We start from the raw sequence: 21,580 nt of genomic DNA, 5'->3' as shown, positions 1-21,580 counted from the left end.
GCGCAGTTGCCTGGCGGCGCACGAGGCCGGCCAGCGTTCAAGCGAGACGAGATATTTAGGAGAACGTATGAACAAGGAAGTGGTCGTTGTCGGCGGCGTACGCACCGCCATCGGGAAATTCGGCGGCAGTCTCAAGGACGTGCCCCCGACCGAGCTCGCGACGATCGTCGTGCGCGAAACGCTGGCGCGAGCGCACCTCGATGCCGCGCACGTCGAGCACGTCGTGTTCGGCAACGTCATCCCGACCGAGCCGAAGGACTTTTATCTTTCGCGCGTTGCCGCCATCAACGCGGGGATCCCGGAAACCACGCCGGCGTTCAACGTCAATCGCTTGTGCGGCTCCGGTCTGCAAGCGATCGTGTCCGCCGCGCAGACGATTCTGCTGGGCGACGCCGGAATCGCGATCGGCGGCGGCGCCGAGAACATGAGCCGTGCGCCGTATATCGCGAGCGATGCACGCTTCGGCGCGCGCATGGGCGACATGCGAATGGTCGATATGATGCTGGGCGCGCTGAACGACCCATTCCACGGCGTGCCGATGGGGGTGACCGCGGAAAACGTCGCGCGCAAATTCGGGATCTCGCGCGCCGACCAAGACGCGCTTGCGCTGGAATCGCATCGGCGCGCCGAACGTGCGATTGCCGAAGGCCGGTTCGAGCGCCAGATCGTGCCGATCACGCGCCGCGTCAAGGGAAAGGATGTCGTCTTCAACACGGACGAGCACTTGCGTCTCGGTGCGACGCTGGAGGACTTCTCGCAACTGAAGCCGGTTTTCGACCGCGAGAACGGCACGGTCACGGCGGGCAACGCCTCGGGCATCAACGATGCCGCCGCGGCCGTTTTGCTGATGTCGCGCGAGGCGGCCGAGCGGCATGGGGCCAAGCCGATGGCGCGCCTGCTCGCCTACGCACATGCCGGCGTCGATCCGTTGCACATGGGCATCGGCCCCGTGCCGGCGACGCGGCTTGCATTGCAGCGAGCCGGCCTGGCGGTGGGCGATATCGACGTGGTCGAAGCCAACGAAGCGTTCGCCGCGCAGGCGTGCGCGGTCACGCGAGAGCTGGGGTTCGATCCGGCCAAGGTCAATCCGAACGGCTCGGGCATTTCGCTCGGGCATCCGATCGGCGCAACGGGGGCTTTGATCACCGTGAAGGCGATCGACGAACTGCAGCGCATCGGCGGCCGTTATGCCCTGGTGACGATGTGCATTGGCGGCGGCCAAGGCATTGCCGCTATCTTCGAGAACCTGCAGTAGAAAAAGGGGCCGCGCACGTGAGGCCCCCCTATGCGGGGCTTATCGCAAGCGGAACGGCCTCGCGCATCAGGGCGACGAACCGCAGCAAACGCGATGGATAGAACTGCGCGTGCGGGTAGATGATGTAGACGGGCAGCGCCGCGGCGTGCCATTTCGGCGCGAGATGGACGAGGCGCTGCTCGGCTAGATCGTCGGCGAGCAGCCATGCCGAACTCGCGCATGCCCCAATGCCGAGCAGTGCCGCGTTGCGTAGCGCGTACAGGTTGTCGGTGCTCATGCGTGGACTGATCGTGATGCGGCGCCTCTCGCCCGTCTCTTCGTGCGTCAGTGTCAGCTCGGTTCGGTAGTACGTGCGCAACGCGAGCCACGGCAGGGACATGAGTTGTTCGGGCTCCGTGGGCACGCGACCGTTCTCGAGCAACGACGGCGAAGCGGCCACGATTCTGGCGACGTTCGAGAGCCGGATCGCCACCACGGCGGGATCGTTGGGTTCGCCCACTTGGATCGCGCAATCGATGCCGTTGGCGATGAAATCTCGCACATCGTCTCGCAGCAACCACTCGACCGAGACGCGCGGGTGATCGTTCAAATACGTCGCGAGCGGTTCGACCAATCTGTGTTGCCCGAACGCATGGGGCACCGCAACCCGAAGCAGGCCCTCGGGCTCCTCCTGCGCCCCGCGCACGTCCGCCTCGAACGATGCCCAGCTCGCGAGCAACTCTTTGGCGCGCTTGAAGCACCGTTCTCCGTCGACCGTCAGCCGCATCGTATGCGTCGAGCGCTGCAGCAACCTCACGCCGAGCGAGCGCTCGAGCGCTTGCAGGCGGCGGCTTATCGTGGGTTGCGTCGTTCGCAGTTGGGCTGCGGCGGCCGACAAATTGCCGGCCTCGACTATACGCACGAACGTTTCCATGAGCTCGAAACGCTGGCTCGCGCCTTCGGAGAAATTCTCCGGCGCACGGGAACGGGGGCTTGGCGTGGCGAAATGCCGGGGTTTTGTGGTCATGCGTGCAGCGTATAACAAATTTGCGCCCTGCGGTACTACCGAGACTGGGACAGGACCGTCACACTCGCGTCCATTCCTTCGACACACGAATAAGGACCTGACGATGTCCACTTCACAGACGCTCCATGCAGCGCCCTCGGCGTTGTCGCCAACCGCGCACGAACCCGCCGCGGCGGTGGCGCTGAGGCCTCGCCTCGTGTTGCTGCTCGCGGCCGCGGCCGGTCTTGGCGTTGCACCGCTTTACTACAGCCAGCCGATGCTCGGCATTCTGGAAACCCATATCGGCGCGTCGGCACGCGCCGTTGGGATGGTGCCGATGCTGACACAGCTTGGCTATGCGCTCGGCATCTTGCTGCTTGCGCCGCTCGGCGATCGGTATGATCGACGCCGCGTGATTCTCGTCAAGGCGACCGCGCTCGTCGGCGCTTTGTTGCTTGCCGCGATATCGCCCTCGATTGGGTACTTGTTGGCCGCCAGTTTCGCGATCGGCTTATCCGCGACGATGGTGCAGGACATCGTCCCCGCAGCGGCCACGCTCGCACCCGACGCGAGCCGCGGCAAGATCGTCGGGACGGTGATGACGGGGTTATTGCTCGGGATCTTGCTGTCGCGCGTGGTCAGCGGTTTCGTCGCCGAACATGCGAGCTGGCGGGCGATGTTCTTCGCAGCCGCGGCGAGCGTGGCCGCGATCGGTGTGGCTGTTTGGCGCGGATTACCGTCGTTCAAGCCGACGACGCATTTGCCGTATCGCGCGCTGATCGGCTCGCTCACGCATCTTTGGTGGCATCACCGCGCGTTGCGCCGCGCCGCATTCGCGCAAGGCCTGCTTTCATTGGGTTTCAGCGCGTTCTGGTCGACGTTGGCCGTCATGTTGCACGGCGCTCCGTTTCATCTGGGCAGTGCGGCGGCGGGCGCATTTGGCCTTGCCGGTGCGGCCGGCGCACTGGCCGCGCCCATTGCCGGGCGCTTGGCAGACCGCCGCGGGCCGGAGTTGGTGACGCGGCTCGGCATCGCGATCGCAACGCTTTCGTTCGCGGCGATGGCTTTGGGTTTGACGATGGCGCCTCATACGCAGTTGGTGTTGCTTGCGCTCGCGACGGTTGGTTTCGATCTTGGCGTCCAAGCCACGTTGATCGCGCATCAAACGATCGTCTATGGCATCGACCCTGCCTCGCGTAGCCGGTTGAATGCGGTGTTGTTCGTCGGGATGTTCATCGGTATGGCGGCGGGCGCGGGTATCGGCAGCTTGGCGTTGGCGCAATGGGGCTGGGCCGGCGTAATCGCGCTCGCCGTGGTGTCGTCGCTCGGTGCGCTCGCCGTGCGGATGTGGCCGCGCTGAGGGTGGGAGGATAGGGACGCGCAAAGCACGATGTCGTCGCCGCTTGGCGAGCCGCCCACTAGAGCAGATCCGAGATGGACCATGTGTCGACGAAGCTGGTCCTTGGGATCTGGCCTGTTTGACCGCAACTGCGGCCGACATCGCGTCTGGCACCCAAAAACCCGTCCAAGCCGCAAGCATCCCAGCCGCTGAGCGGCTATCGAACCGACGCGGCGATATGATCCCGCAGCCACTGATGCGCCGGATCGCGATGCGCGCGTTCGTGCCAGAGCATGCACATCTCGTAGCCGGGCACGCTCACGGGGGCTTCGACCACGGTGAGCGCCGCGTTGTCTCGCACGAGGCGATGTGGCGCCATCGCGACGAGATCGGTCTGCGCCACGGCGGCGATGAGAAACAGAAAGTGCGGAACCGAAAGCGCTACCCGCCGTGTGAGCCCGGCTTCGCCGAGCGCTTCATCGGTGACGCCACGAAACCCGCCGCCGTCCGGCGACACGATCACATGTTCGAGCTTGCAGAACTGCGCCAGAGTCGGACGCCGTTTCAAGCGCGGGTGACCGGCGCGGCCGATCAACACATAACGCTCCGCGAACAACATGCGACGGCGCAACCCTTCCGGCACCCCCATCGTCGTATGAAAAGCGATGTCGATGTCGCCTTGTTCAGCTTGCTTTTCGAAACGCGGCGGCGCCATTTCCACCACGGCCAGGCGCGAGCCGGGGGCGCTGGTACGCAATCCGTGCAGGGCCGGTAGCACGATGGTCGATTCCGCGTAGTCGGTCGCGGCGAGCTTCCAGGTATGGTTGGCTTGCAATGGATCGAAAGGCCGGGCGGGCGCCACCGCCCGCTCCAGCGCATCGAGCGCTTCGCGCAAAGGCTCGCGCAGTTCCTCGGCGCGTTGCGTCGGACGCATGCCGCGCGGACCGGGTAAGAGCAGCGGATCGTCGAATACATCTCGCAGCTTGGCCAACTGGACGCTGACCGAAGGTTGCGAATAATGCAGGCGCTGAGCGGCCCGCGTTACGTTCAACTCCCTAAGCAAGGCGTCAAGGGTGACGAGCAAGTTCAGATCGAGGCGTCGAAGTGTATTATCCACGGCAATAGCTGTAATTTTAGGAATTCATTTCTAATATACCTTGCGGCGTCGTAGCCTGGGCCTTCGATAATTTAGGAGGTAGGGCGATGAACGTTCTAATCGTCTACGCGCATCCCGAGCCCAGGTCTTTCAACGGAGCGCTGAAGGCATTTGCGGTGAAGCGATTGGAAGACGCGGGTCATACGGTGCGCGTGTCCGATCTGTACGAAATGAAGTGGAAGGCGGTGCTCGACGCCGGCGACAGCACCGAGCACGTGCCCGGGGCCGTGTTTCATCCCTCGAAGGAGTCCAAGCAGGCGTTCGAGAGCGGCACGCAGAGCGAAGACATTGCCTGTGAGCAGGCGAAGCTCAAATGGGCCGATGCGGTCATCTTTCAATTTCCGCTGTGGTGGTTTTCGATGCCGGCGATCATGAAGGGATGGGTCGAGCGGGTGTACGCATACGGTTTCGCGTACGGCGTGGGGGAACACTCCGACCATCGATGGGGCGATCGTTACGGCGAGGGATCCTTGGCCGGCAAGCGCGCCATGCTCGTGGTGTCGGCCGGAGGGTGGGAGCCCCACTACAGCGCGCGCGGGATCAACGGCCCGATCGACGACGTGTTGTTTCCGATCAATCACGGCGTGCTGTTCTATCCGGGCTTCGATGTGCTGCCGCCGTTCGTCGTCTATCGAACGAGCAAGATGGACGAGGCGAGGTTTGCGCAAACCTGCGATGCATTGGGGCGGCGGCTCGACGAGCTTTGGAGTACGCGCCCGATCCCCTATCGGCGGCAGAATGGCGGCGACTACGACATTCCCGAATGCACGCTGAAAGAGGATATTGCGCCTGGGCAGGCAGGCTTCGGCGCGCATATCGGCCGGTGAGGGACTCGCTCGCGTCTTAGCCGCGGTGGAGTAACCGAAGGCGGTCGGGTTGCTGTGGATCGCGATCGACGACTTCCACCGGCGGCCATGCCCACTGCCACACGCGCATCTGCGGCGCGCGGGAAAACGCGATGGTCCCGCGCGTTCCCTCCACCACGACGCTAGACCATGAGCCTGGGCCGAGCGCCCGATCGATCCCGTGGGATCGCAGCGCTTCGATGAGGACGGCGCCCGTGTCGTAGCCCTCGAGCGCGACGAACGACGGTGGTTCGCCCAGGCGCCGACGCAGCGCCGCTTCAACGCGAACGCCGAGCGCGTTGAGGCGCTCCGGACGATAGCGCAGGAACGGAATTCCGAGGCCGTCGTTTCCCAGCAATGCCGTCCACTCGGAAAACTCGGGCTGTCCGGCCGGCGCGCCGATGAGTAGCGCCGCGAGCCGCCGATCGCGACGAACGCTTTTGACGAGCGACACCGCAGGTTCGGGATGGCCGGTCAATAGCAGAAGCGCCGTTGCCTCATTCCCGGCCACGCCGTCGCACACGGCCGCCGGTGAAAGCGTGCTCGCGTCGAGTTCGACAACGGCGCCGTCTTGCTCGGCGAATCGCTCCCGTAGGATGCGCATGCCCGATGTCCAATACAGGCTCGGCTCGGCGACGGCCGCGATGCGGCGATGGCCGGTATTCAACAGAAAGTCGGCATAGATTCGCCAGCCGTGGGACTGCACGGGGCAGAGCCGCGCGACCCAGTCCGATGGTTGGTCGGTCAATGCATCGAGAACTGCAGACGAGCACAGAAATGGAATGCCGATCGTATCGGCCCGGGCCGATACGGCGCGCGCGACGACGCTGTGATATTCACCCGCCAGCGCAACCACGCCTAGGTGCGCCATCTCATCCACGGCGGCGATGGCTTTTGGCGGGGTCGCGGCGGTGTCCCGGACGATCAGCTCGAGCGGCCTTCCGAGAACGCCGCCATTTTCGTTGGCTTCGCCAACCGCCAGCTCCAAGCCTGTGAGCAGGTGTCGGCCCGCGTCGACCCAGCCGGGGCGGCTCAAGGGGACGAGCGCTCCGATTTTGACGGCAGGGCCGAAGGGGATTGGGGCTTGCATTCGCGACTGCGAGGTGTCCATCGGCAATGGCTCCTTTGAGTGCCGGTAGGGCGGTAGACGAGATCGAGCCGGGACAGGCGAAAGGCGAAAGGCCTTGCACCGGCGCCGAAGCAGTCGCGATTGTTGCGGTAAAGGGAGTGCGACGACATGCACAGTCGCAAACAGTTTGGCCGGACTGTTAAGTCCGTTGGCTGAACACTGGCGTTCCCGTGATGATGTGCCGGCACGCAACACTTATTCAGTCCGACCCTAGAGTGCGATACGATTACGCGCATTCGGGGAGGGGGCCGTGCGGGTGCGCGCCATGGTCGCCTGCACCACGCCATCGATCAATTCTAGTGATTCACCCACTCATGCCCAGTACCGTTGCCCTCCTCGGCATCGCGCTGATGTCTTGCGTGATGAGCGCGGCGGTACTCGCCTCGCTGTTGCGCGCGCATTTGCGCGGCGTGCCGCGGTGGTGCGCCTCCTACGCTCTTTTCGCCGTCGGCGTCGCGGTTGTGCTCGTCGAGCCACGTGTGCCGGCGCCGCTCGGCGCAATCGTTGCGTACCCGATTTTCGTCGCGGGCAGTTTGATCATCCTTCAAGGCACTCGCGAGTTCTTCGGACGGCAGCCGGCGTGTGTCTTCGAGTATGCGGTCGCCGCAGCCGCATTGGTCGCATTGGTTTATCTAACGTGCTTTAGGCCGAATTTGGATGCTCGCGTTGCCGTGAGTTCCGCCTACTTCGCTTATGTGCGTATCGCGATCGGGTGGACCGCTTTGCGGTATCGCCCGCCGCACCGCCCGCGATACAACTACTACTTTCTGGGTATCGCCGCGCTCGCCGGAGCAATGCTGCATGTGGCTCGATCGATCACCTACGGCTTCGGGCTCGCTCATCAAACGGCGTTTCTCGAGCCTTCGCCGCTGAACGTCGGCTTTCTGGGGCTCGGCATCTTGAGCTTCCCGTTCATGTCGATTGCCATGGTGATGCTGGCTCATGATCGATTGACCGAGCGGATGGAACGCTTGGCGACGGTGGACGAACTGACCGGCGCTCTGATCCGGCGGGCGTTCATCGAGAAGGCCGAGGCGGCCGTTGCCGCTGCGAACGCGAGAGGCAAGCCGCTTGCACTGGCGATACTAGATATCGACCATTTCAAGAGCGTCAACGATCGCTATGGTCATGCGGCCGGCGACCGCGCACTGTCGCACTTCGCGACGGTGGTGTCGCGCTCGGTGCGTCGGGGGGACTTGTTCGGTCGGCTGGGCGGCGAGGAGTTCGCCATCCTTTTTCTTGGGACGCGCAAAGACGAAGCATGGCAACTGACGAATGGCTTACGCGCAGCTATCGCCGCTGCGCCTTGCGAGCACACGCTCAATACGTTCAGCGCCGGAATTGACGAATTCGGCCCGCGCGATACCCTCGCAAACGTCATGGCGCGGGCCGATGCGGCCCTGTACGCGGCCAAGGCCTTAGGGCGCGATTGCGTCGTCTTGGCTTCGGCGGACGACGAACCCGGCGAGCGGATCGCCCAAGCGAACTGACTGCGGTTCGTGCGCGGCGGTGATGCTCGACTATGCTTAAGTCTTCCGAGCCAAACGTCTTTTTGCGGAGAACGCTTTGCCTGCGAGGCTCTTTCGATCGGCCCGTCGCGATCGCAACCGTTTCGTCCTGTTGTATGTCGTGCTCGTCGCGGGCTTGCTGCTCGCGGCTGCTGCCTTCGTGTGGGAAGCGCGCATCATTGTTCGCGATGGCGCCGGGGAGCAAGAGGCCTTTGCAGTCCTCGACGTTGCAAACCGTGCGCTCGACGATTTGCAAGACGCCGAATCGGGCCAGCGCGGGTATTTGCTCGTCGGCTCCGCGGCATACTTGCAGCCTTATGACCATGGTGTTCGCGACGTCGGCGATGCGATGCAACGGTTGCGCCAACTCGTGGCGACCGATGCGCCTTCGCTCGAGATCCTGAGGCGCATCGACCCCCTGCGCGAAAGCAAGTTGGGCGAGCTGGCGCGAACGATCGAGCTTGCGCGCGGCGGCGACCGAAGCGCAGCCATCGCGCTCGTGAACCTCGGGCAGGGCAAGCGAGAAATGGACAAGCTGCGCGCTGAGTTCGACCAGTTGCGCGGGCGCTGGGAAGCGCGCCGGCGCCGCGTTGCCGACGACGCGCGCGGCCGATTGCTGTTTTGCGCCGCGGCCCTGGGGGTGTTCGCGGTCTTCGTCGGCGGGCTTCTGGTCTATGCGTTGATCATCGAGCAGCGCGCATTTGCCAACATCAGCGCGTACTCGCAGGCGATGGACCGGGAGGCGGGGTGCGATCCGCTCACAGGCTTGCCCAATCGCCGGCGAGTGCTCGCTCAAATCGATGCGCTGGCTTCAAGGCCCGATAGCGGCGCGCTGCGCGTGGCGTTGCTGTTTCTCGATATCGATGGTTTCAAGAGAGTCAACGGCGTGCTCGGGCATAGCGCCGGCGACGCGTTTTTGCGGCGACTTGCGCAGTGGCTGTCGGCGGTGATGCGGCGCGAGGATACGTTGGCGCGAGTGGGCGGCGACGAATTCGTCGCACTCGTTACGCATCACGCCGGCGACGATGATCTTCGGCAGCTTGCGCGCCGCTTGATCGAGCAAGTTCACGCGGTGGCGCAAGCCGAATATGCTGGCCGGTTCGACATCGGCCTGAGCATCGGAATCGCGACGTTTCCCGACCGGGTGAAGCACTTGCGGCAACTGATCGACGCAGCAGATGCGGCGATGTACGCCGCCAAGGGCGAACGATCGTCGACGTTTCGCTTTGCGTCTGCCACGAAGAACGAGAGCGAATACGCCATGTTTGCGCGCAAGTACGACTGAGCGCCTCGAGGCAAGCCACGCGCAAAAACTATGGGCCCCACCCAGGGAAGAGGTAGGGCCCGTCTACTGCAACTTCGAGGTGAGGTGAGTCTACTGCCAGGGTGCTTCTACTTCCAGGGTGCTGCAACTGCTAGGTGCTGCTATCCGAGGTGGTACTTCAAGTATTGCAAACTACGGTGCTACCCATCAGGTACTCGATGCTGCTAGTGATGCGTACTGCTCGGTGATACATGCTGCTCGGTGATGCGTGCTGCTCGGTGATGCGTGCTGCTCGGTGATGCGTGCTGCTCGGTGATACGTGTTGCTCGGTGATACGTGTTGCTCGGTGATGCGTGTTGCTCGGTGATGCGTGTTGCTCGGTGATACGCGTTGCTCGGTGATGCGTACTGCTCGGTTATACGTGCTGCTCAGGCGAACTACCCTCAACTACTACGTACTGCGACAACGTTCTGCTCGAACCCCAGTGTTGACCCAACCAGCGATAACCCTGTCTGCTGAGTGGAATCGCTGCACAGCTACTGCTAAGACCGTCCGGCGCCACGTGGCCTCGCGAGGGCTTTGTGGATGGAGCCGATGTCTCGCTCCATGGAAAGCAGTGTAGGTCCGCTCGACCAAAACCAATTGGATGAAAGGAGCGCGTTTTTGCGCCCAATTCGAGGAATCGGCGGCGGCTATTGCGCGGGAGGCGCAGGTGGGCAAAAAAAAGCGACCGGGAAGGGGCTCAACTGCCCCAAGCGGCATCGCGTGGATTGCTAGCCAAGCGTGGGATCGCCGGCCTGGTTTTCATCGGCTTCGGGAAAAGTCGCGCGTCCTTGTGTCAAATCGCGCAGGGCTAACCGGGCTGCATCCAGCATCGTGGCCGGCATGCGCAGCGATAGCCGCACCGACAGCCCGTAGCGGCTATCGACGAGTTCGACGTTCTCCTGTTCCATCCATCGTCGAACCCGCGCTTCGTCGGGATAGCTCATCTCGACGACGAGTTGCGCCTGAGCGATGCGCTCGACGCGCTCGGCCAGTTGCAAGGCAGTCGCGATCGCATCCGTGTACGCGCGCACGAGGCCTCCGGCGCCGAGCTTCACCCCGCCGTAGTACCGCACCACCGCCGCCAGCACGCCATCCAGATCGTGATGGCGCAGCACTTCGAGGATGGGGCGCCCCGCGGTGCCGGACGGCTCGCCGTCGTCGGACATCCCGGACTGACCACCTGCGAGCAGCGCCCAACAAACATGGGTCGCGCCCGGGTTCGCGTCCCGCAGACGACGCAATTCCAGCATGGCCGCTTCGCGATCCGCGACGGGGATCGCGTGGGCGATGAAGCGGCTCTTGCGAATCTCGAGTTCGGCCGTCACGGCGGCGGCAAGTGTGAAGCTAGGCAAGACGAAGTTTTTCCAGGTCAGGTTGGGCGAGCCGCGAAAATCGGTCACCTGGGGCAGGTCGCGCCCGTTAACCTCGCGATTATGCCGCGATCGGTCTCGCGAGCCTTGCGCTGGACAAGGCGCTGCATGCATACGGGAACTTATTCACAGAATTTGTTGGCAAGGCTGTGAATAACCTGCTCATAGGCTACGCAAGTCCTTGATGCAAAAGCCCCTTGCGCTCGAGTCCGCGTTTGGGGCACACACGCGTGGCGGACTGTCGCATTCGAGCAGTGCGGCCACGGCGCCCGAGCCGGAAAGGGGCCACGCGCGATCCGCCGCGAACTTTGTCGACCAAGATGGGCCGGACGATGGCATGATATGCGCCTGCGTTTCTGCGCCGCACCCCTTTCATTCTGTTTCGCCCCCGAATATGTCCGATCTGATCGTCCATGGTGGCCTCCCGCTCCGCGGCGAGATCACGCCCTCCGCCAATAAGAACGCGGTTTTGCCGATACTTTGCGCTACGCTGTTGACCGACCAGCCATTGCGGCTCATCGGCGTGCCCGAAATCACCGACGTGAAGAAAATCCTCGACATCTTCCGCGCGCTTGGCAGCAGCGTCGCAATGGATTTCTCCACGGGCATTCTCGAACTGCATCATCACGCCACGTCGTTCGACCCGGTCAAACACCGTTTGCCCGAGGAAATGCGCTCGTCGATCATGCTCGTGCCGCCGCTTCTTGCTCGTTTCGGCGTTGCGCGACTCGAAAACGACGTGAAAGGCTGCACCCTCGGCGTGCGCGAGATCGATCCGCACGTGGAAGTGTTCGAGCGCTTCGGCGCGACGGTGGAACGCTCGCCCGATTCGCTGATCGTACGCGCGCACTCGCGCATGGGGGCGAACGATCACTGGCTCGATTACGCATCGGTCACCACCACCGAAAACTTCGTCCTGTGCGCGGCGGGCGCAACCGGCACATCCACGCTCGTGAACGCCGCCTCGGAGCCGCACGTGCAGGAGTTTTGCCGCTTCATCGCGATGCTCGGCGTTCCGATCGAAGGCATCGGCACCTCGCGCCTGATCATCGAAGGCGGTCATCGGCTGGGCGGCGGCGAGTTTCGCTTCAGCGAGGATTTCCACGAGATCGCGACGTTTCTCGCGCTCGGCGCGATCACGGGCGGCGACATCGTCGTCAAGAACAGCGCGCCTGAGCAGTTCCCGTTGATCGATCGCACGTTCGCAAAGTTCGGCATCGATTTGGTCCATCGCGACGGGTGGTCGCGCGCGCTGCGCGACGGGCCGATGCGGGTTCGCCGTCCGTTCACCCCGAACATCTTGACGAAGATCGAGGCCGCGCCATGGCCGTATCTGCCCGTCGACCTGCTGCCCATCTTCATCGCGCTCGGTGTGCGCGCCGAGGGCAGCGCAATGTTTTGGAACAAGGTGTATGACGGCGCGATGGGCTGGTCGGTCGAACTCTCGAAGTTCGGGGCGCATGTTTTCCTGTCGGACCCGCATCGCCTCATTACGTTCGGTGGGATCGCCCTGAGCCCCGCGAAGGTCGAAAGCCCCTACATCATTCGCGTCGCAATCGCACTGCTCATGGTGGCCGCAAGCATCGAGGGGCGCTCGGTGATCACGAATGCATTGCCGATTCGCCGCGCGCATCCGCACTTCGTCGAGAATCTACGCTCGGTGGGCGCAAACGTCGAATGGACGCACGGCGATTGAATCGCCGAGCTTCGGGGCTTCTGCACCATCTTGTCGACCTTTCCGGCGCGGGGCGTGCCCCGCGACGATCTGCTGCCCGGATTGCGGCTGACGCACTACCGTAAGCGCGCGGTGATTGCCTATCGCGGCGCCCGTGCCGCCCAACCAGATCGCCGCACGGGTGCGGGTGAAGGCCTATGCGCCACGGTTTGTCGTCGTCGACGGACGAATCGAGCTCGCTAGCCGGGCAACGGAGCGTCGTTGAAGCCCCAGCGTCGCAGCGGCGTAGGAGCCACCGTGGGCGTCGCGCTCGACCCATTCGGGGCGTTTAGGCGTTCTATCAATGCCGCTAAGTCCGCTTAGCGGCATTGCGTTTAATACCTCAAATCGCTAATAAGTCGGCCCTGCACAAGGTAGCCGAGGCAAGCGCAGCAAGACGTTGCAGGGAGATTGCGATTTATCGAACTCCCATAATCGACTTTGATCTGATGGGTTTTCTGGGAGTTTGCGAGCCACGCCGATGAGCACCCCCGACTTTTTCCGCAGCCGACTGGATACGATGATCGACCTTCGCCATCCGCTGGCAGTGTTGGCCACCCGCATGCCGTGGGCGTCGATTGAAGCGACGCTGGCGCCGATGTTCGAGCGCCGAGTGCGCGAAGGCCGCATGATGGAAGGCGTCGATCTGTTGGTACGACGGCGGTGCTGGCCGGCGCTGGTGCAAGCGCGGCGGGCCGCCCTCGGTTACCGATCCGCTTGATGGTGGGGCTGCTGTATCTGAAGCATGCGCACAACGAGAGCGACGAGTCGGTGTGCGAGCGCTGGGCGCAGGACGTGTACTTTCAGTTCTTTTGCGGCGAGGAGTACTTTCAGGCGCGCATGCCCTGCGATTTGACCAATCTCGCGCGCTTTCGGCAAGCCTTGGGCGAGGCCGGCGTCGAGGAGTTGCTGGCGACGACGATTGCCGCAGCGGCGCAAATGAAGGCGGCGCATTGAATTTTGCAGGGCCGACGAATAACCCGATGGCAAAGCCTCCAGTTATCGAATCACATCAGTTGCGCCATGCGGTGAAGGTTGCGGCAGTGACGGGCCAAAATCCAATCCGCGACGTGGCGCTCCTGCTACTTTTTTACGGCACTGGCTTGATGCCGAATGAGGCGGGCAAGTTACTTGTGAGCGACTATTTGAAGGGGAACGGGACCGTCCGCGTTGATTCGGCGGTGCGTCCCGAAATTGCCTTCAACGGCAAGGGTCGCCCGTTGATCTGGTCAAACGCGAAGCTCTGCCGAGCGATCGATGAATACCTCGCGTACCGACTTGTGGCGCGGCATGGCGTCACTACCACTCCTGCCGCGTATCGCGGGCTCGACCCTCATAGCCCTCTGCTTAGGGCTGGCGACGGCGAGCCATTCACGTTCACGCGGCGCGTCACTGGAAGCGGCGCGATCAGCTGTTCATGCGAGTCCTTGACGGAGATTGTCCGGCGATTGCACCAGCAGGCGGGCATCGCGGGCGGTAACGCTTCGGCTGCCCGGCGCAGCTTTGCTGTCCAACTTCACCGGCAAGGTCGGTCGCTGAAACTCATCCGGACGCTGATCGGCGTTTCTAGCCTGTCTGCCGTTAAAAACCTCAACGAGGCCGATCCGGTGCGGCTGGCAGCGATTGTGAGCGGGGTGATCTAGGCTGGCCTGCGGAGCGCTAAAGGCGCAGCCGTTTGCAGCCGTTACTTGTCAGGTTGGCACTCGCGCGCAGCGCGTGATGGCGTGTCGCCTGAATTTGCTATCAATGCTTGCACTTCGCGCGCGGAGTGCTATCATTGATATCAATTCGAATGTTGGGGTAAATCATGGCAAATCTCCTGGTTAGAAATGTGGATGAGAGACTTGTCCAAAGCCTGCGTGAGCGGGCCGCAGCCCATGGGCGCAGCGCCGAAGCCGAGCATCGCGAGATTTTGGCAAAGGCGCTACGCGCTCCACAGCGCAAGACGTTCGCAGAAGTGTTGATGAGCATTCCGAACGTCGGAACTGATGCCGATTTTGCGCGCGTGGATGACGGTGAGGCAACGAATGTATTTGGTTGATACCAACGTCATCAGCGAAATACGGAAGCGGGATCGAGCGGACAAGGGCGTAATGGCCTTCTTCCGAAAGGCGGCGCAGGATGACGCCGATCTGTACCTCTCGGTGGTAACGATTGGCGAACTGCGGCGCGGTGTGGAAATCATTCGTCATCGTGGCGACAAGCCCCAGGCAACGCGCCTTGAAAACTGGCTCGATGGCGTGCGTCGGGAGTTTGCTTCGAACGTTCTGGCGGTGGACGAGGAGATAGGGCAACTATGGGGACGCCTGCGCGTCCCTCATCCCGAACACTCGCTCGACAAGTTGATCGCGGCAACCGCGTTGATTCACGACCTGATTGTGGTGACGCGGAACGTCGATGATTTCGCCGGAACAGGTGCCCGCGTGCTGAACCCGTTCAAGGGGTAGTGCCAGGACGGTATTGTCAAGTTGTTCGGTAGGCGGAGGAGCGAGGGCGAATGGAGAAGGTTATGGATCGGCTTACGCGGGCATGCGGACGCACGAAGCCTTTTCCCAGGCCGCGAAGGCCTGTGCGCGTGCTTGGCGTTTGTGTTGCGCGTTGCCGTAGTAGCGGCGGCCCATGAACAGGTTGGAAACCCGCTATGCCCGATTTGACGGTTGCCGATGCCATTCGACTCGCGATCAACGCGCTACGGGACGTTGCCGGGTCGCACAAGATGCCCTCGGGCATCGAGCTGGATAAGGCAACGGCCGAGCTGCACGCGAGCGCGGCCGCTGTGCTGGATGAATCGCTCAAGCAGCTGCGCGGGCACGAATAGGAAAAGCCAGGTGACGCCGACAATACGTTGCTTCGATCCGAGCGCGCCCCTCTACACGAAGGGTGGCCGACCGCCTCCTGATACGGAGGACCGGACATTTAGCGCCTTCGTATTGCGCGCGTTGCGTGACGCGCGCTCAAAGAGCGAGGTGCCCCCAGTATGCCCGCACTGTGGGAGTCGTGAGACCATTCTCGCTAGCCGCCCGCATACGCGCCTGCCCCGTCCGACGTTCCTGTGCCGCGACTGTCGGCGACGCTATAACCGTCTCACAGGCACGCCGCTCGCACGTCTGCGCCACGAGACGAAGCTACCGGCCTTTGTAAGGCTGCTTTCTCAACAGATTTCGTATGCGAAAGCGGCCGACCAGTTGGGCGTCGACTACACTGCGATCGCGAACTGGACGGCCAAGTTTCGAGCTTGGTTGCGCGAACTCGACCCGACGTGCGAGTGGGAAAGGCGCGTCCGCCTGGGCCTGAAACCTCGCCCGCTGGGGGCATGCCCGAACTGCACAGCTCAAGCGCTGCGTTTTTACGGCTTTGCTTCCGAGTCTGGCGACCGGCGCTTAAGCTGCGTCGCCTGTGGCAGCGTTTTTTCGCTCAGCAAACTGGGCGGTGAACTGCAGTGTGCGGTGAGCTACGATCCGGCGGTCGCATCTGGCCGACTCGACTTGCCGCACATGCAGCGCGTTGATTGATCGGAAAAGTCATGAGACGACAATCTCGTCGCGGTAGGAGGAGCAGGCCCATCGGAATCCGCTTACCGGACGGACGTCGCTTGTCGCCCAGCGCGACTCGGGCACTGGGTTGTGTCGTGGGATTGGGTGCCCTCTTATGGCTTGGCTCGCACCTCGATTCCAGTGCAATCGCGATGCTTTCGCTCGCTGCGATAGCGGCTTTGATGGCGGTCGTCGCCGGCATCCTGGCCAAGCGTCGAGCGCGGGTGCGGGCGAGAAACGCACTTGTAGAGCGACAGCGCGGCGTCGAGTCCTTGGCCGAGTTGACGTGGGCAGAGTTCGAGACGCTAGTGGAAGAACTGTTCCGCCGCCAGGGGTACGCGGTGACGCCTCGATCTCAAGGCGGCGCAGATGGAGGAGTGGATCTCATTTTGCGGCGTGGGAACACCACGGTACTGGTCCAGTGCAAGCACTGGAGAACGACGTCGGTGGGAGCGCCGATCGTACGAGAAATGATGGGCCTGATCCCGCATCATTCTGCGACGTCAGGGTCGGTTGTCTGCACAGGAAAGTTCACTCGACAAGCGATCGAATTTGCGAAAGATAAACCGATCGAGCTGGTGAATGGTGAGGCACTCTGGCGGTAATACCCCCGTTCAGTAGGCGGGATCAGAAGTAGAATTTCCAGCAAAGTGTGGTGGCGGCATGATTCGCTTCATAGGGGCTCCTCTCGAGGTATGCGGTGACGGATGCGATGTACGGCGCAATCGCCGGTTCGACCCGCTTGCCGGCTGGCAAGGGACGTACCCGTGCACGGCGTGGCTCCAATCGGGAGTGGGTCTTGCTCGCTCGTTCGCATCGACGAATCTGAAGGCGGCACGAATTTGTTCGATGCCGTACGCCTATGGAGACGATGCCGCTCACACTCGATTGGCCGACAGTCGCCGTGCGTCTGCTGTGCGCGTTCGCGGCGGGGGCCGTTTTCGGCATCAACCGCAGCGAATCGGGCAAGGCCGCCGGATTGCGCACGACGATTCTCGCCTGTCTCGCCGCTTGCCTCGCGATGCTTCAGGCCAATGCGCTGCTGGATCAAACCGGTAAGGGCAAGGAAAGCTTTGCCGTGCTGGACTTGATGCGATTGCCGCTCGGCATTCTGACTGGGATGGGCTTCATAGGCGCAGGGGCCGTGCTGCGCAAGGATGGACTCGTGACGGGCGTGACGACGGCGGCGATGTTGTGGTTCATCACGGTCGTCGGGCTGTGCTTCGGAGGGGGGCAATACACGCTCGGCGCTTGCGGCGTGGCGCTGGGCTTGATCGTGCTGTGGGCGTTGGGGGCGGCCGAGCACCGCCTCGAACGGCGCAAAGCGGCATGGCTGACGCTGCGTTATCCGATCGGCTCCGACTGTCCGCACCGGATGACGGCCCAACTGGCGGAAATCGGCTGCGCCGTGGAGCCGCGAGGCGACTGCGTCAGCGATCAAGACGGCGTGTATGAATCGCGCTTTCTCGTGCGATGGAAGGAGGCGTTCGACGTGCATTTGATGGCGCCGTCGTTCACCTCGCTAGGCCGCGCCAGCGGCGCTATCACGGTGCAATGGTCGATGCTCGATTGAACGACACGTCGTCTCAGTTCGAGCGCGGCGATCATCGACCTCACGTGGCCGAATCGGCGGCAACGACGGGGTGCGTATCGGCACCCGATGCAGTGGGCAAATGTGGAAGCCGTCGCGGCATCGCTCCACCGGTGAGGCCAAGCGATGCTTCGACGAGCCGGCTAGTGCGTGCAGGCTATATTCGGCCTAGTACGACGAGAATGACGACGATGATGACGATAAGCCCCAACGTTCCCGTTGGCGCATAGCCCCAGCCGCGGCTGTAAGGCCAAGCTGGAAATGCGCCGATCAAAAGCAAAATGAGAATGACAAGCAAGATCGTGCCCAACATAGCGCCCTCCCTTGAAATGGTTGAAGACAGGCGGCGCGAGCCGCTTGGGAACAAGTCCGCAACTTGTATGCCGGGTGGGTCGCTTTCGCTCGGACGCGTTGGCTGGACCGCGTTGCGTCGTTTTTGTCGGATGCCGCCGATGCCGTCCGTTCGTCGACATTACAAACGGCTTAGGCGTGACGACATTCCACCTGCTTCGAACATTGCGCTGCAGCAGCGATGATTTTCGAACCCCGCGCCATCGTCAACTCACAAGGCATCCTAGGCGGCGCTAATCGGGCGATTCCAAATCTTGAATGACCGCCGCTAAAAATCGCGCTGCTTCCCCGCCCGTTACGACTCGGTGATCGAAGGTCAGGCTGAGCGGCAAGATTGCATGCACGACGGCTTGGCGGTTGTGCGCCACCACGCCGTCATGCACGCGTCCCGCGCCGAGAATCGCCACCGTCGGTGGCACCACGATCGGCGCCGCATACTTGCCGGCGATCATGCCGAAGTTCGACAACGTGATCGAATTGCCGCGCATTTCTTCCGGCGGGATCTTGCGTGCGCGCATGTCGGCACGCATCCGGTCCAGCCCCGCGCGCAGATCGGCCGCATCGCGATGCGCGACGTCTCTGAGCACCGGCACGAACAGACCATCGGGCAAATCCACTGCGATCCCGACGTCGATTTTCGCCAGCACGCGCCGCCGCGCGCTGCGCCCGTCGAACCAGGCGTTCAGCCCCGGTTGCGCCCGGCACCCGGCAACCAACGCGCGAATCAAGCGAATCGTGACATCGGCGCCGGCTTTCCATGCGTCGATATCCGCATCGTCGATCACGGTGGCCGCCGCAACCTCGCTTTGCGCCTGCGCCATGTTCAGCGCCATCGCGCGCCTCACGCCGCGCAGCGCTTCGGGTGGCCCTAGCTCGGTCAACAGCTTTGCCGTGCGCTCGACGTCGCTCGATGTGACGATGCCGTCGGGACCGGTCGGCATCACCATCGTCAAATCGATGTCCAGCTTGCGCGCCAGCGCCCGCACGGCCGGTGTCGCCTTGACCGCCGCGGTGCCGACGCTCATCCCTCCCATCGGTGCAGGCGAGAATGGAGGCGTTTCATGCACGACGCGCTCGCTCGTCTCCATCCGCCCGACCACCGTGCCCGTGTCGGCTTGGCCGCCTTCGCCCTCGAAGGCGACGAGCGCCGCGCCCAGATGCACGATGTCGCCTTTCTTGCCGTAAAGCTTGGCAATGCGCCCGCCCTGCGGCGCGGGAATGTCGACGATCGCCTTCGCCGTTTCGACGGATACGAGCGGCTGATCGGCTTTCACTTCATCGCCGGACCGTACGTGCCATTCGACGATTTCCGCTTCTTGCAGGCCTTCGCCCAAATCGGGCAGCTTGAAGATATTCACGTGGATGCCTCGAGCGTTTTTTTGACGGCGCCAACGATGCGCGCGACGCTCGGCATGTACTGCGTCTCCAGCCTGAACAGCGGGACGACGACGTCGTAACCGGTCACGCGCTCGATCGGCGCCAGCAACGAATAAAGCCCGTGCTCGGCGATGGCCGCCGCGATTTCCGCGCCTAGGCCGCAAGTGCGCGGCGCTTCGTGCACGATGACGCAACGGCCCGTCTTGGCGACGGACGCAAGGATGGTTTCGATGTCGAGCGGCTTGAGCGTGGCGACGTCGATCACTTCGGCCGCGATGCCTGCTTCGGCCAATTGATCGGCGCTCTCGAGGACTTCCTGAAGCATCGCGCCCCACGAAACGAGCGTGACATCGGAGCCTTCGCGCAAGGTGAAGCAAGTGTCGAGCGGTAGCGCTTCGCCATCGTCGTCGACGCGCTGCTTGAACAAGCGATAAAGCCGCGTGGGTTCCAGGAACACGACCGGATCGGGATCGCGAATGGCCGCGAGCAGCAACCCGTAGGCTCGCGCCGGCGAGGACGGCATCACCACCCGCAACCCCGGAATATGCGCGAACAACGCCTCCGGGCTTTCCGAATGATGCTCAGGGGCGTGGATGCCCGCGCCGCAAGGCGAGCGCATCACCAGCGGACAGGAAAGACGGCCGCGAGTGCGGTGGCGCAAGCGGGCGGCGTGGTTCAGAAGCTGATCGATGACGGGGTAGATGAAGCCCGTGAATTGGATTTCGGCGATGGGGCGCAGCCCCATCGCGGCCATGCCGATGGCCGTGCCGGCGATGGCGCTTTCGGCGAGCGGCGTGTCGACCACGCGCTCTTCTCCGAAACGCGCTTGCAGACCCTGGGTCGCGCGAAATACGCCGCCGTTCACGCCGATGTCCTCGCCGAGCAGCACGACCGATGGATCGTGCTCGAGCGCGTGAGCGAGCGCAAGATTCACGGCCTCGACGAGCGCGAGCTCAGACATGGCCGTTCTCCGGCCGATCCGCAAATTGCCGTGCGCTCGCCAACTGACCGGCGAGCGCGTGCGGTAGCGACGCGTAAAGATGATCGAACATCGACGATACATCCGGCGGCTCGACGGCCAGATACGCTTGAACCGCGTCCTCGACCGATCGCTGGCACGCCTGCATCAACGCCTCTTCGCGCGCCTTGTCCCAAGCATCGAGCGACAGCAGATATTTACGCAGGCGCACGATCGGCTCCGCCTGCCACATCTTGGCCACGAGTTCGGGATCGCGGTAGCGCGTGGCGTCGTCGGCCGTCGTGTGATCGCCCAGACGGTAGCTGAGCGCTTCGATGAGCGTCGGGCCGCCGCCGGCTCGCGCCTTGGTGAGCGCCGCCCGCGCCGCTTCGTGCACGGCGATCACGTCGTTGCCGTCCACTTGGCGGCCTTCGATGCCGGCGGCGATCGCCTTCTGTGCCAGCGTTTGCGCGGCCGTTTGACGTTCGCGCGGCACCGAGATGGCCCATCGATTGTTGTTGACCAGGATCACGAGCGGGGCTTGCCACACGGCCGCCATATTCATGGCTTCGTAGAAGTCCCCCTTCGATGTCCCGCCGTCGCCGACGATCGTCGCGCAGGCGCGCGCCTCGCGGCGCAAACGAAAGGCATAGGCCGCCCCGGCCGCATGGCCCACCTGCGTGCCAATCGGCACGCAATTCGGAAAGTCGTGCGGCGCCGCGGCGAAACAACTGCCGCGTTCGTCGCCGCCCCAATAGAGCAAGCTTTCGGTCATCGTGACGCCGCGCAGCAATTGCGCGGCATGATCCCGGTACGACGGAAACAAGGCGTCTTCGGGCCGCATCGCGCAAGCGAGTCCCACGCCGACCGCCTCTTGTCCGACGGAAGAGGCGAAGGTGCCGAGCTTGCCTGTGCGCTGCAGCGCAACGGCTTTGCTGTCGAATGCGCGGGTCAGCACCATGGCGCGATAAAACGCCACGAGGGTTTCGGTGTCTTTGGCAAAAGCGGGAAGGGGTTGCGTCGGTACGCCGTCAAGATCGAGGAACTGGGTGTACTCGATTTGAAAACTGGCGGCCGTCGTCATGATCGATGTCCTCGATGAGCGCCTTGCACGCAGCGCTACCGTGTGCTCGTTTTCAGATTTTAGGCGGCGTGGCGCA

The 21,580-nt window shown here is 63.4% G+C and carries 21 protein-coding genes and 1 pseudogene; 14 read left to right on the top strand and 8 right to left on the bottom strand.

Features of this window, described 5'->3' with window-relative positions; translation table 11 throughout:
• The first annotated feature begins 67 nt into the window (after positions 1 to 67).
• Positions 68 to 1,255, top strand: a complete 1,188-nt coding sequence (locus QQS38_RS04625; protein ID WP_479644199.1) for an acetyl-CoA C-acyltransferase family protein — start codon at positions 68 to 70, stop codon at positions 1,253 to 1,255.
• 28 nt (positions 1,256 to 1,283) lie between these two features.
• Here QQS38_RS04625 and QQS38_RS04620 read toward each other — a convergent pair whose 3' ends face one another.
• Entirely contained in the window at positions 1,284 to 2,261 is a 978-nt protein-coding gene (locus QQS38_RS04620) for a LysR family transcriptional regulator (protein ID WP_479644198.1), read from the bottom strand.
• A 103-nt stretch (positions 2,262 to 2,364) separates the two neighbouring features.
• Between QQS38_RS04620 and QQS38_RS04615 the strand changes: the two genes are divergently transcribed.
• Entirely contained in the window at positions 2,365 to 3,600 is a 1,236-nt protein-coding gene (locus tag QQS38_RS04615; protein WP_479644197.1) for an MFS transporter, read from the top strand.
• Between the two features lie 196 nt (positions 3,601 to 3,796).
• Here QQS38_RS04615 and QQS38_RS04610 read toward each other — a convergent pair whose 3' ends face one another.
• A complete protein-coding gene (locus QQS38_RS04610) occupies positions 3,797 to 4,711 on the bottom strand; it encodes a LysR family transcriptional regulator (protein ID WP_479644530.1) in 915 nt (304 codons plus the stop codon).
• A gap of 71 nt (positions 4,712 to 4,782) precedes the next feature.
• Between QQS38_RS04610 and QQS38_RS04605 the strand changes: the two genes are divergently transcribed.
• Positions 4,783 to 5,562 carry an NAD(P)H-dependent oxidoreductase gene (locus tag QQS38_RS04605; RefSeq protein WP_479644196.1) on the top strand — a complete coding sequence of 260 codons (780 nt, stop codon included), beginning with the start codon at positions 4,783 to 4,785 and terminating at the stop codon, positions 5,560 to 5,562.
• A gap of 16 nt (positions 5,563 to 5,578) precedes the next feature.
• On the opposite strand, the gene QQS38_RS04600 is transcribed toward QQS38_RS04605, so the two are convergent.
• Complete coding sequence (locus tag QQS38_RS04600) at positions 5,579 to 6,691, bottom strand: ABC transporter substrate-binding protein (RefSeq protein ID WP_479644195.1); 1,113 nt, start codon at positions 6,689 to 6,691, stop codon at positions 5,579 to 5,581.
• Positions 6,692 to 7,008: 317 nt separating this feature from the next.
• Between QQS38_RS04600 and QQS38_RS04595 the strand changes: the two genes are divergently transcribed.
• Positions 7,009 to 8,199 carry a GGDEF domain-containing protein gene (locus tag QQS38_RS04595; RefSeq protein WP_479644194.1) on the top strand — a complete coding sequence of 397 codons (1,191 nt, stop codon included), beginning with the start codon at positions 7,009 to 7,011 and terminating at the stop codon, positions 8,197 to 8,199.
• 76 nt (positions 8,200 to 8,275) lie between these two features.
• Positions 8,276 to 9,502 (top strand): diguanylate cyclase domain-containing protein, encoded by a 1,227-nt coding sequence (locus QQS38_RS04590; RefSeq protein WP_479644193.1) that lies wholly within the window; start codon positions 8,276 to 8,278, stop codon positions 9,500 to 9,502.
• A gap of 752 nt (positions 9,503 to 10,254) precedes the next feature.
• On the opposite strand, the gene QQS38_RS04585 is transcribed toward QQS38_RS04590, so the two are convergent.
• Positions 10,255 to 10,878: an IMPACT family protein gene (locus QQS38_RS04585; RefSeq protein ID WP_479644529.1), complete on the bottom strand. Its 624-nt coding sequence runs from the start codon at positions 10,876 to 10,878 to the stop codon at positions 10,255 to 10,257.
• 412 nt (positions 10,879 to 11,290) lie between these two features.
• Between QQS38_RS04585 and QQS38_RS04580 the strand changes: the two genes are divergently transcribed.
• From QQS38_RS04580 to QQS38_RS04540, 9 genes and pseudogenes are all read left to right on the top strand, one after another.
• Positions 11,291 to 12,592 (top strand): UDP-N-acetylglucosamine 1-carboxyvinyltransferase, encoded by a 1,302-nt coding sequence (locus QQS38_RS04580; RefSeq protein ID WP_479644192.1) that lies wholly within the window; start codon positions 11,291 to 11,293, stop codon positions 12,590 to 12,592.
• 499 nt (positions 12,593 to 13,091) lie between these two features.
• Positions 13,092 to 13,558, top strand: a pseudogene (locus QQS38_RS04575) (transposase); the annotation flags it as partial.
• A 35-nt stretch (positions 13,559 to 13,593) separates the two neighbouring features.
• Entirely contained in the window at positions 13,594 to 14,253 is a 660-nt protein-coding gene (locus QQS38_RS04570) for a tyrosine-type recombinase/integrase (RefSeq protein ID WP_479644191.1), read from the top strand.
• Between the two features lie 164 nt (positions 14,254 to 14,417).
• Positions 14,418 to 14,651: a FitA-like ribbon-helix-helix domain-containing protein gene (locus QQS38_RS04565; protein ID WP_479644190.1), complete on the top strand. Its 234-nt coding sequence runs from the start codon at positions 14,418 to 14,420 to the stop codon at positions 14,649 to 14,651.
• Positions 14,638 to 15,057, top strand: coding sequence for a PIN domain-containing protein (locus QQS38_RS04560; protein WP_479644189.1), 420 nt, complete (start codon positions 14,638 to 14,640; stop codon positions 15,055 to 15,057). Before QQS38_RS04565 ends, QQS38_RS04560 begins: the two co-directional genes overlap by 14 nt.
• 194 nt (positions 15,058 to 15,251) lie before the next feature.
• Entirely contained in the window at positions 15,252 to 15,428 is a 177-nt protein-coding gene (locus QQS38_RS04555; RefSeq protein WP_479644188.1) for a hypothetical protein, read from the top strand.
• On the top strand, positions 15,394 to 16,122 hold the full coding sequence (locus tag QQS38_RS04550) for a DUF746 domain-containing protein (protein WP_479644187.1): 729 nt from the start codon (positions 15,394 to 15,396) through the stop codon (positions 16,120 to 16,122). The genes QQS38_RS04555 and QQS38_RS04550 overlap by 35 nt, the downstream gene beginning before the upstream one ends.
• Positions 16,123 to 16,295: 173 nt before the next feature.
• Complete coding sequence (locus tag QQS38_RS04545) at positions 16,296 to 16,748, top strand: restriction endonuclease (protein ID WP_479644186.1); 453 nt, start codon at positions 16,296 to 16,298, stop codon at positions 16,746 to 16,748.
• Between the two features lie 257 nt (positions 16,749 to 17,005).
• Complete coding sequence (locus QQS38_RS04540; RefSeq protein WP_479644185.1) at positions 17,006 to 17,716, top strand: MgtC/SapB family protein; 711 nt, start codon at positions 17,006 to 17,008, stop codon at positions 17,714 to 17,716.
• A gap of 175 nt (positions 17,717 to 17,891) precedes the next feature.
• Here QQS38_RS04540 and QQS38_RS04535 read toward each other — a convergent pair whose 3' ends face one another.
• From QQS38_RS04535 to pdhA, 4 genes are all read right to left on the bottom strand, one after another.
• Entirely contained in the window at positions 17,892 to 18,047 is a 156-nt protein-coding gene (locus QQS38_RS04535) for a DUF3309 family protein (protein ID WP_479644184.1), read from the bottom strand.
• Between the two features lie 271 nt (positions 18,048 to 18,318).
• Positions 18,319 to 19,443: a dihydrolipoamide acetyltransferase family protein gene (locus QQS38_RS04530; RefSeq protein WP_479644183.1), complete on the bottom strand. Its 1,125-nt coding sequence runs from the start codon at positions 19,441 to 19,443 to the stop codon at positions 18,319 to 18,321.
• Positions 19,440 to 20,423: an alpha-ketoacid dehydrogenase subunit beta gene (locus QQS38_RS04525; protein WP_479644182.1), complete on the bottom strand. Its 984-nt coding sequence runs from the start codon at positions 20,421 to 20,423 to the stop codon at positions 19,440 to 19,442. Before QQS38_RS04525 ends, QQS38_RS04530 begins: the two co-directional genes overlap by 4 nt.
• Positions 20,416 to 21,504 carry a pyruvate dehydrogenase (acetyl-transferring) E1 component subunit alpha gene (gene pdhA / locus QQS38_RS04520; RefSeq protein ID WP_479644181.1) on the bottom strand — a complete coding sequence of 363 codons (1,089 nt, stop codon included), beginning with the start codon at positions 21,502 to 21,504 and terminating at the stop codon, positions 20,416 to 20,418. The genes QQS38_RS04525 and pdhA overlap by 8 nt, the downstream gene beginning before the upstream one ends.
• Positions 21,505 to 21,580: the final 76 nt, after the last annotated feature.

This window comes from Trinickia sp. Z7 (genome assembly GCF_056498045.1).
The sequence above is the reverse complement of the archived record's forward strand: the minus strand, read 5'-3'. Positions and strand labels throughout refer to the sequence as shown.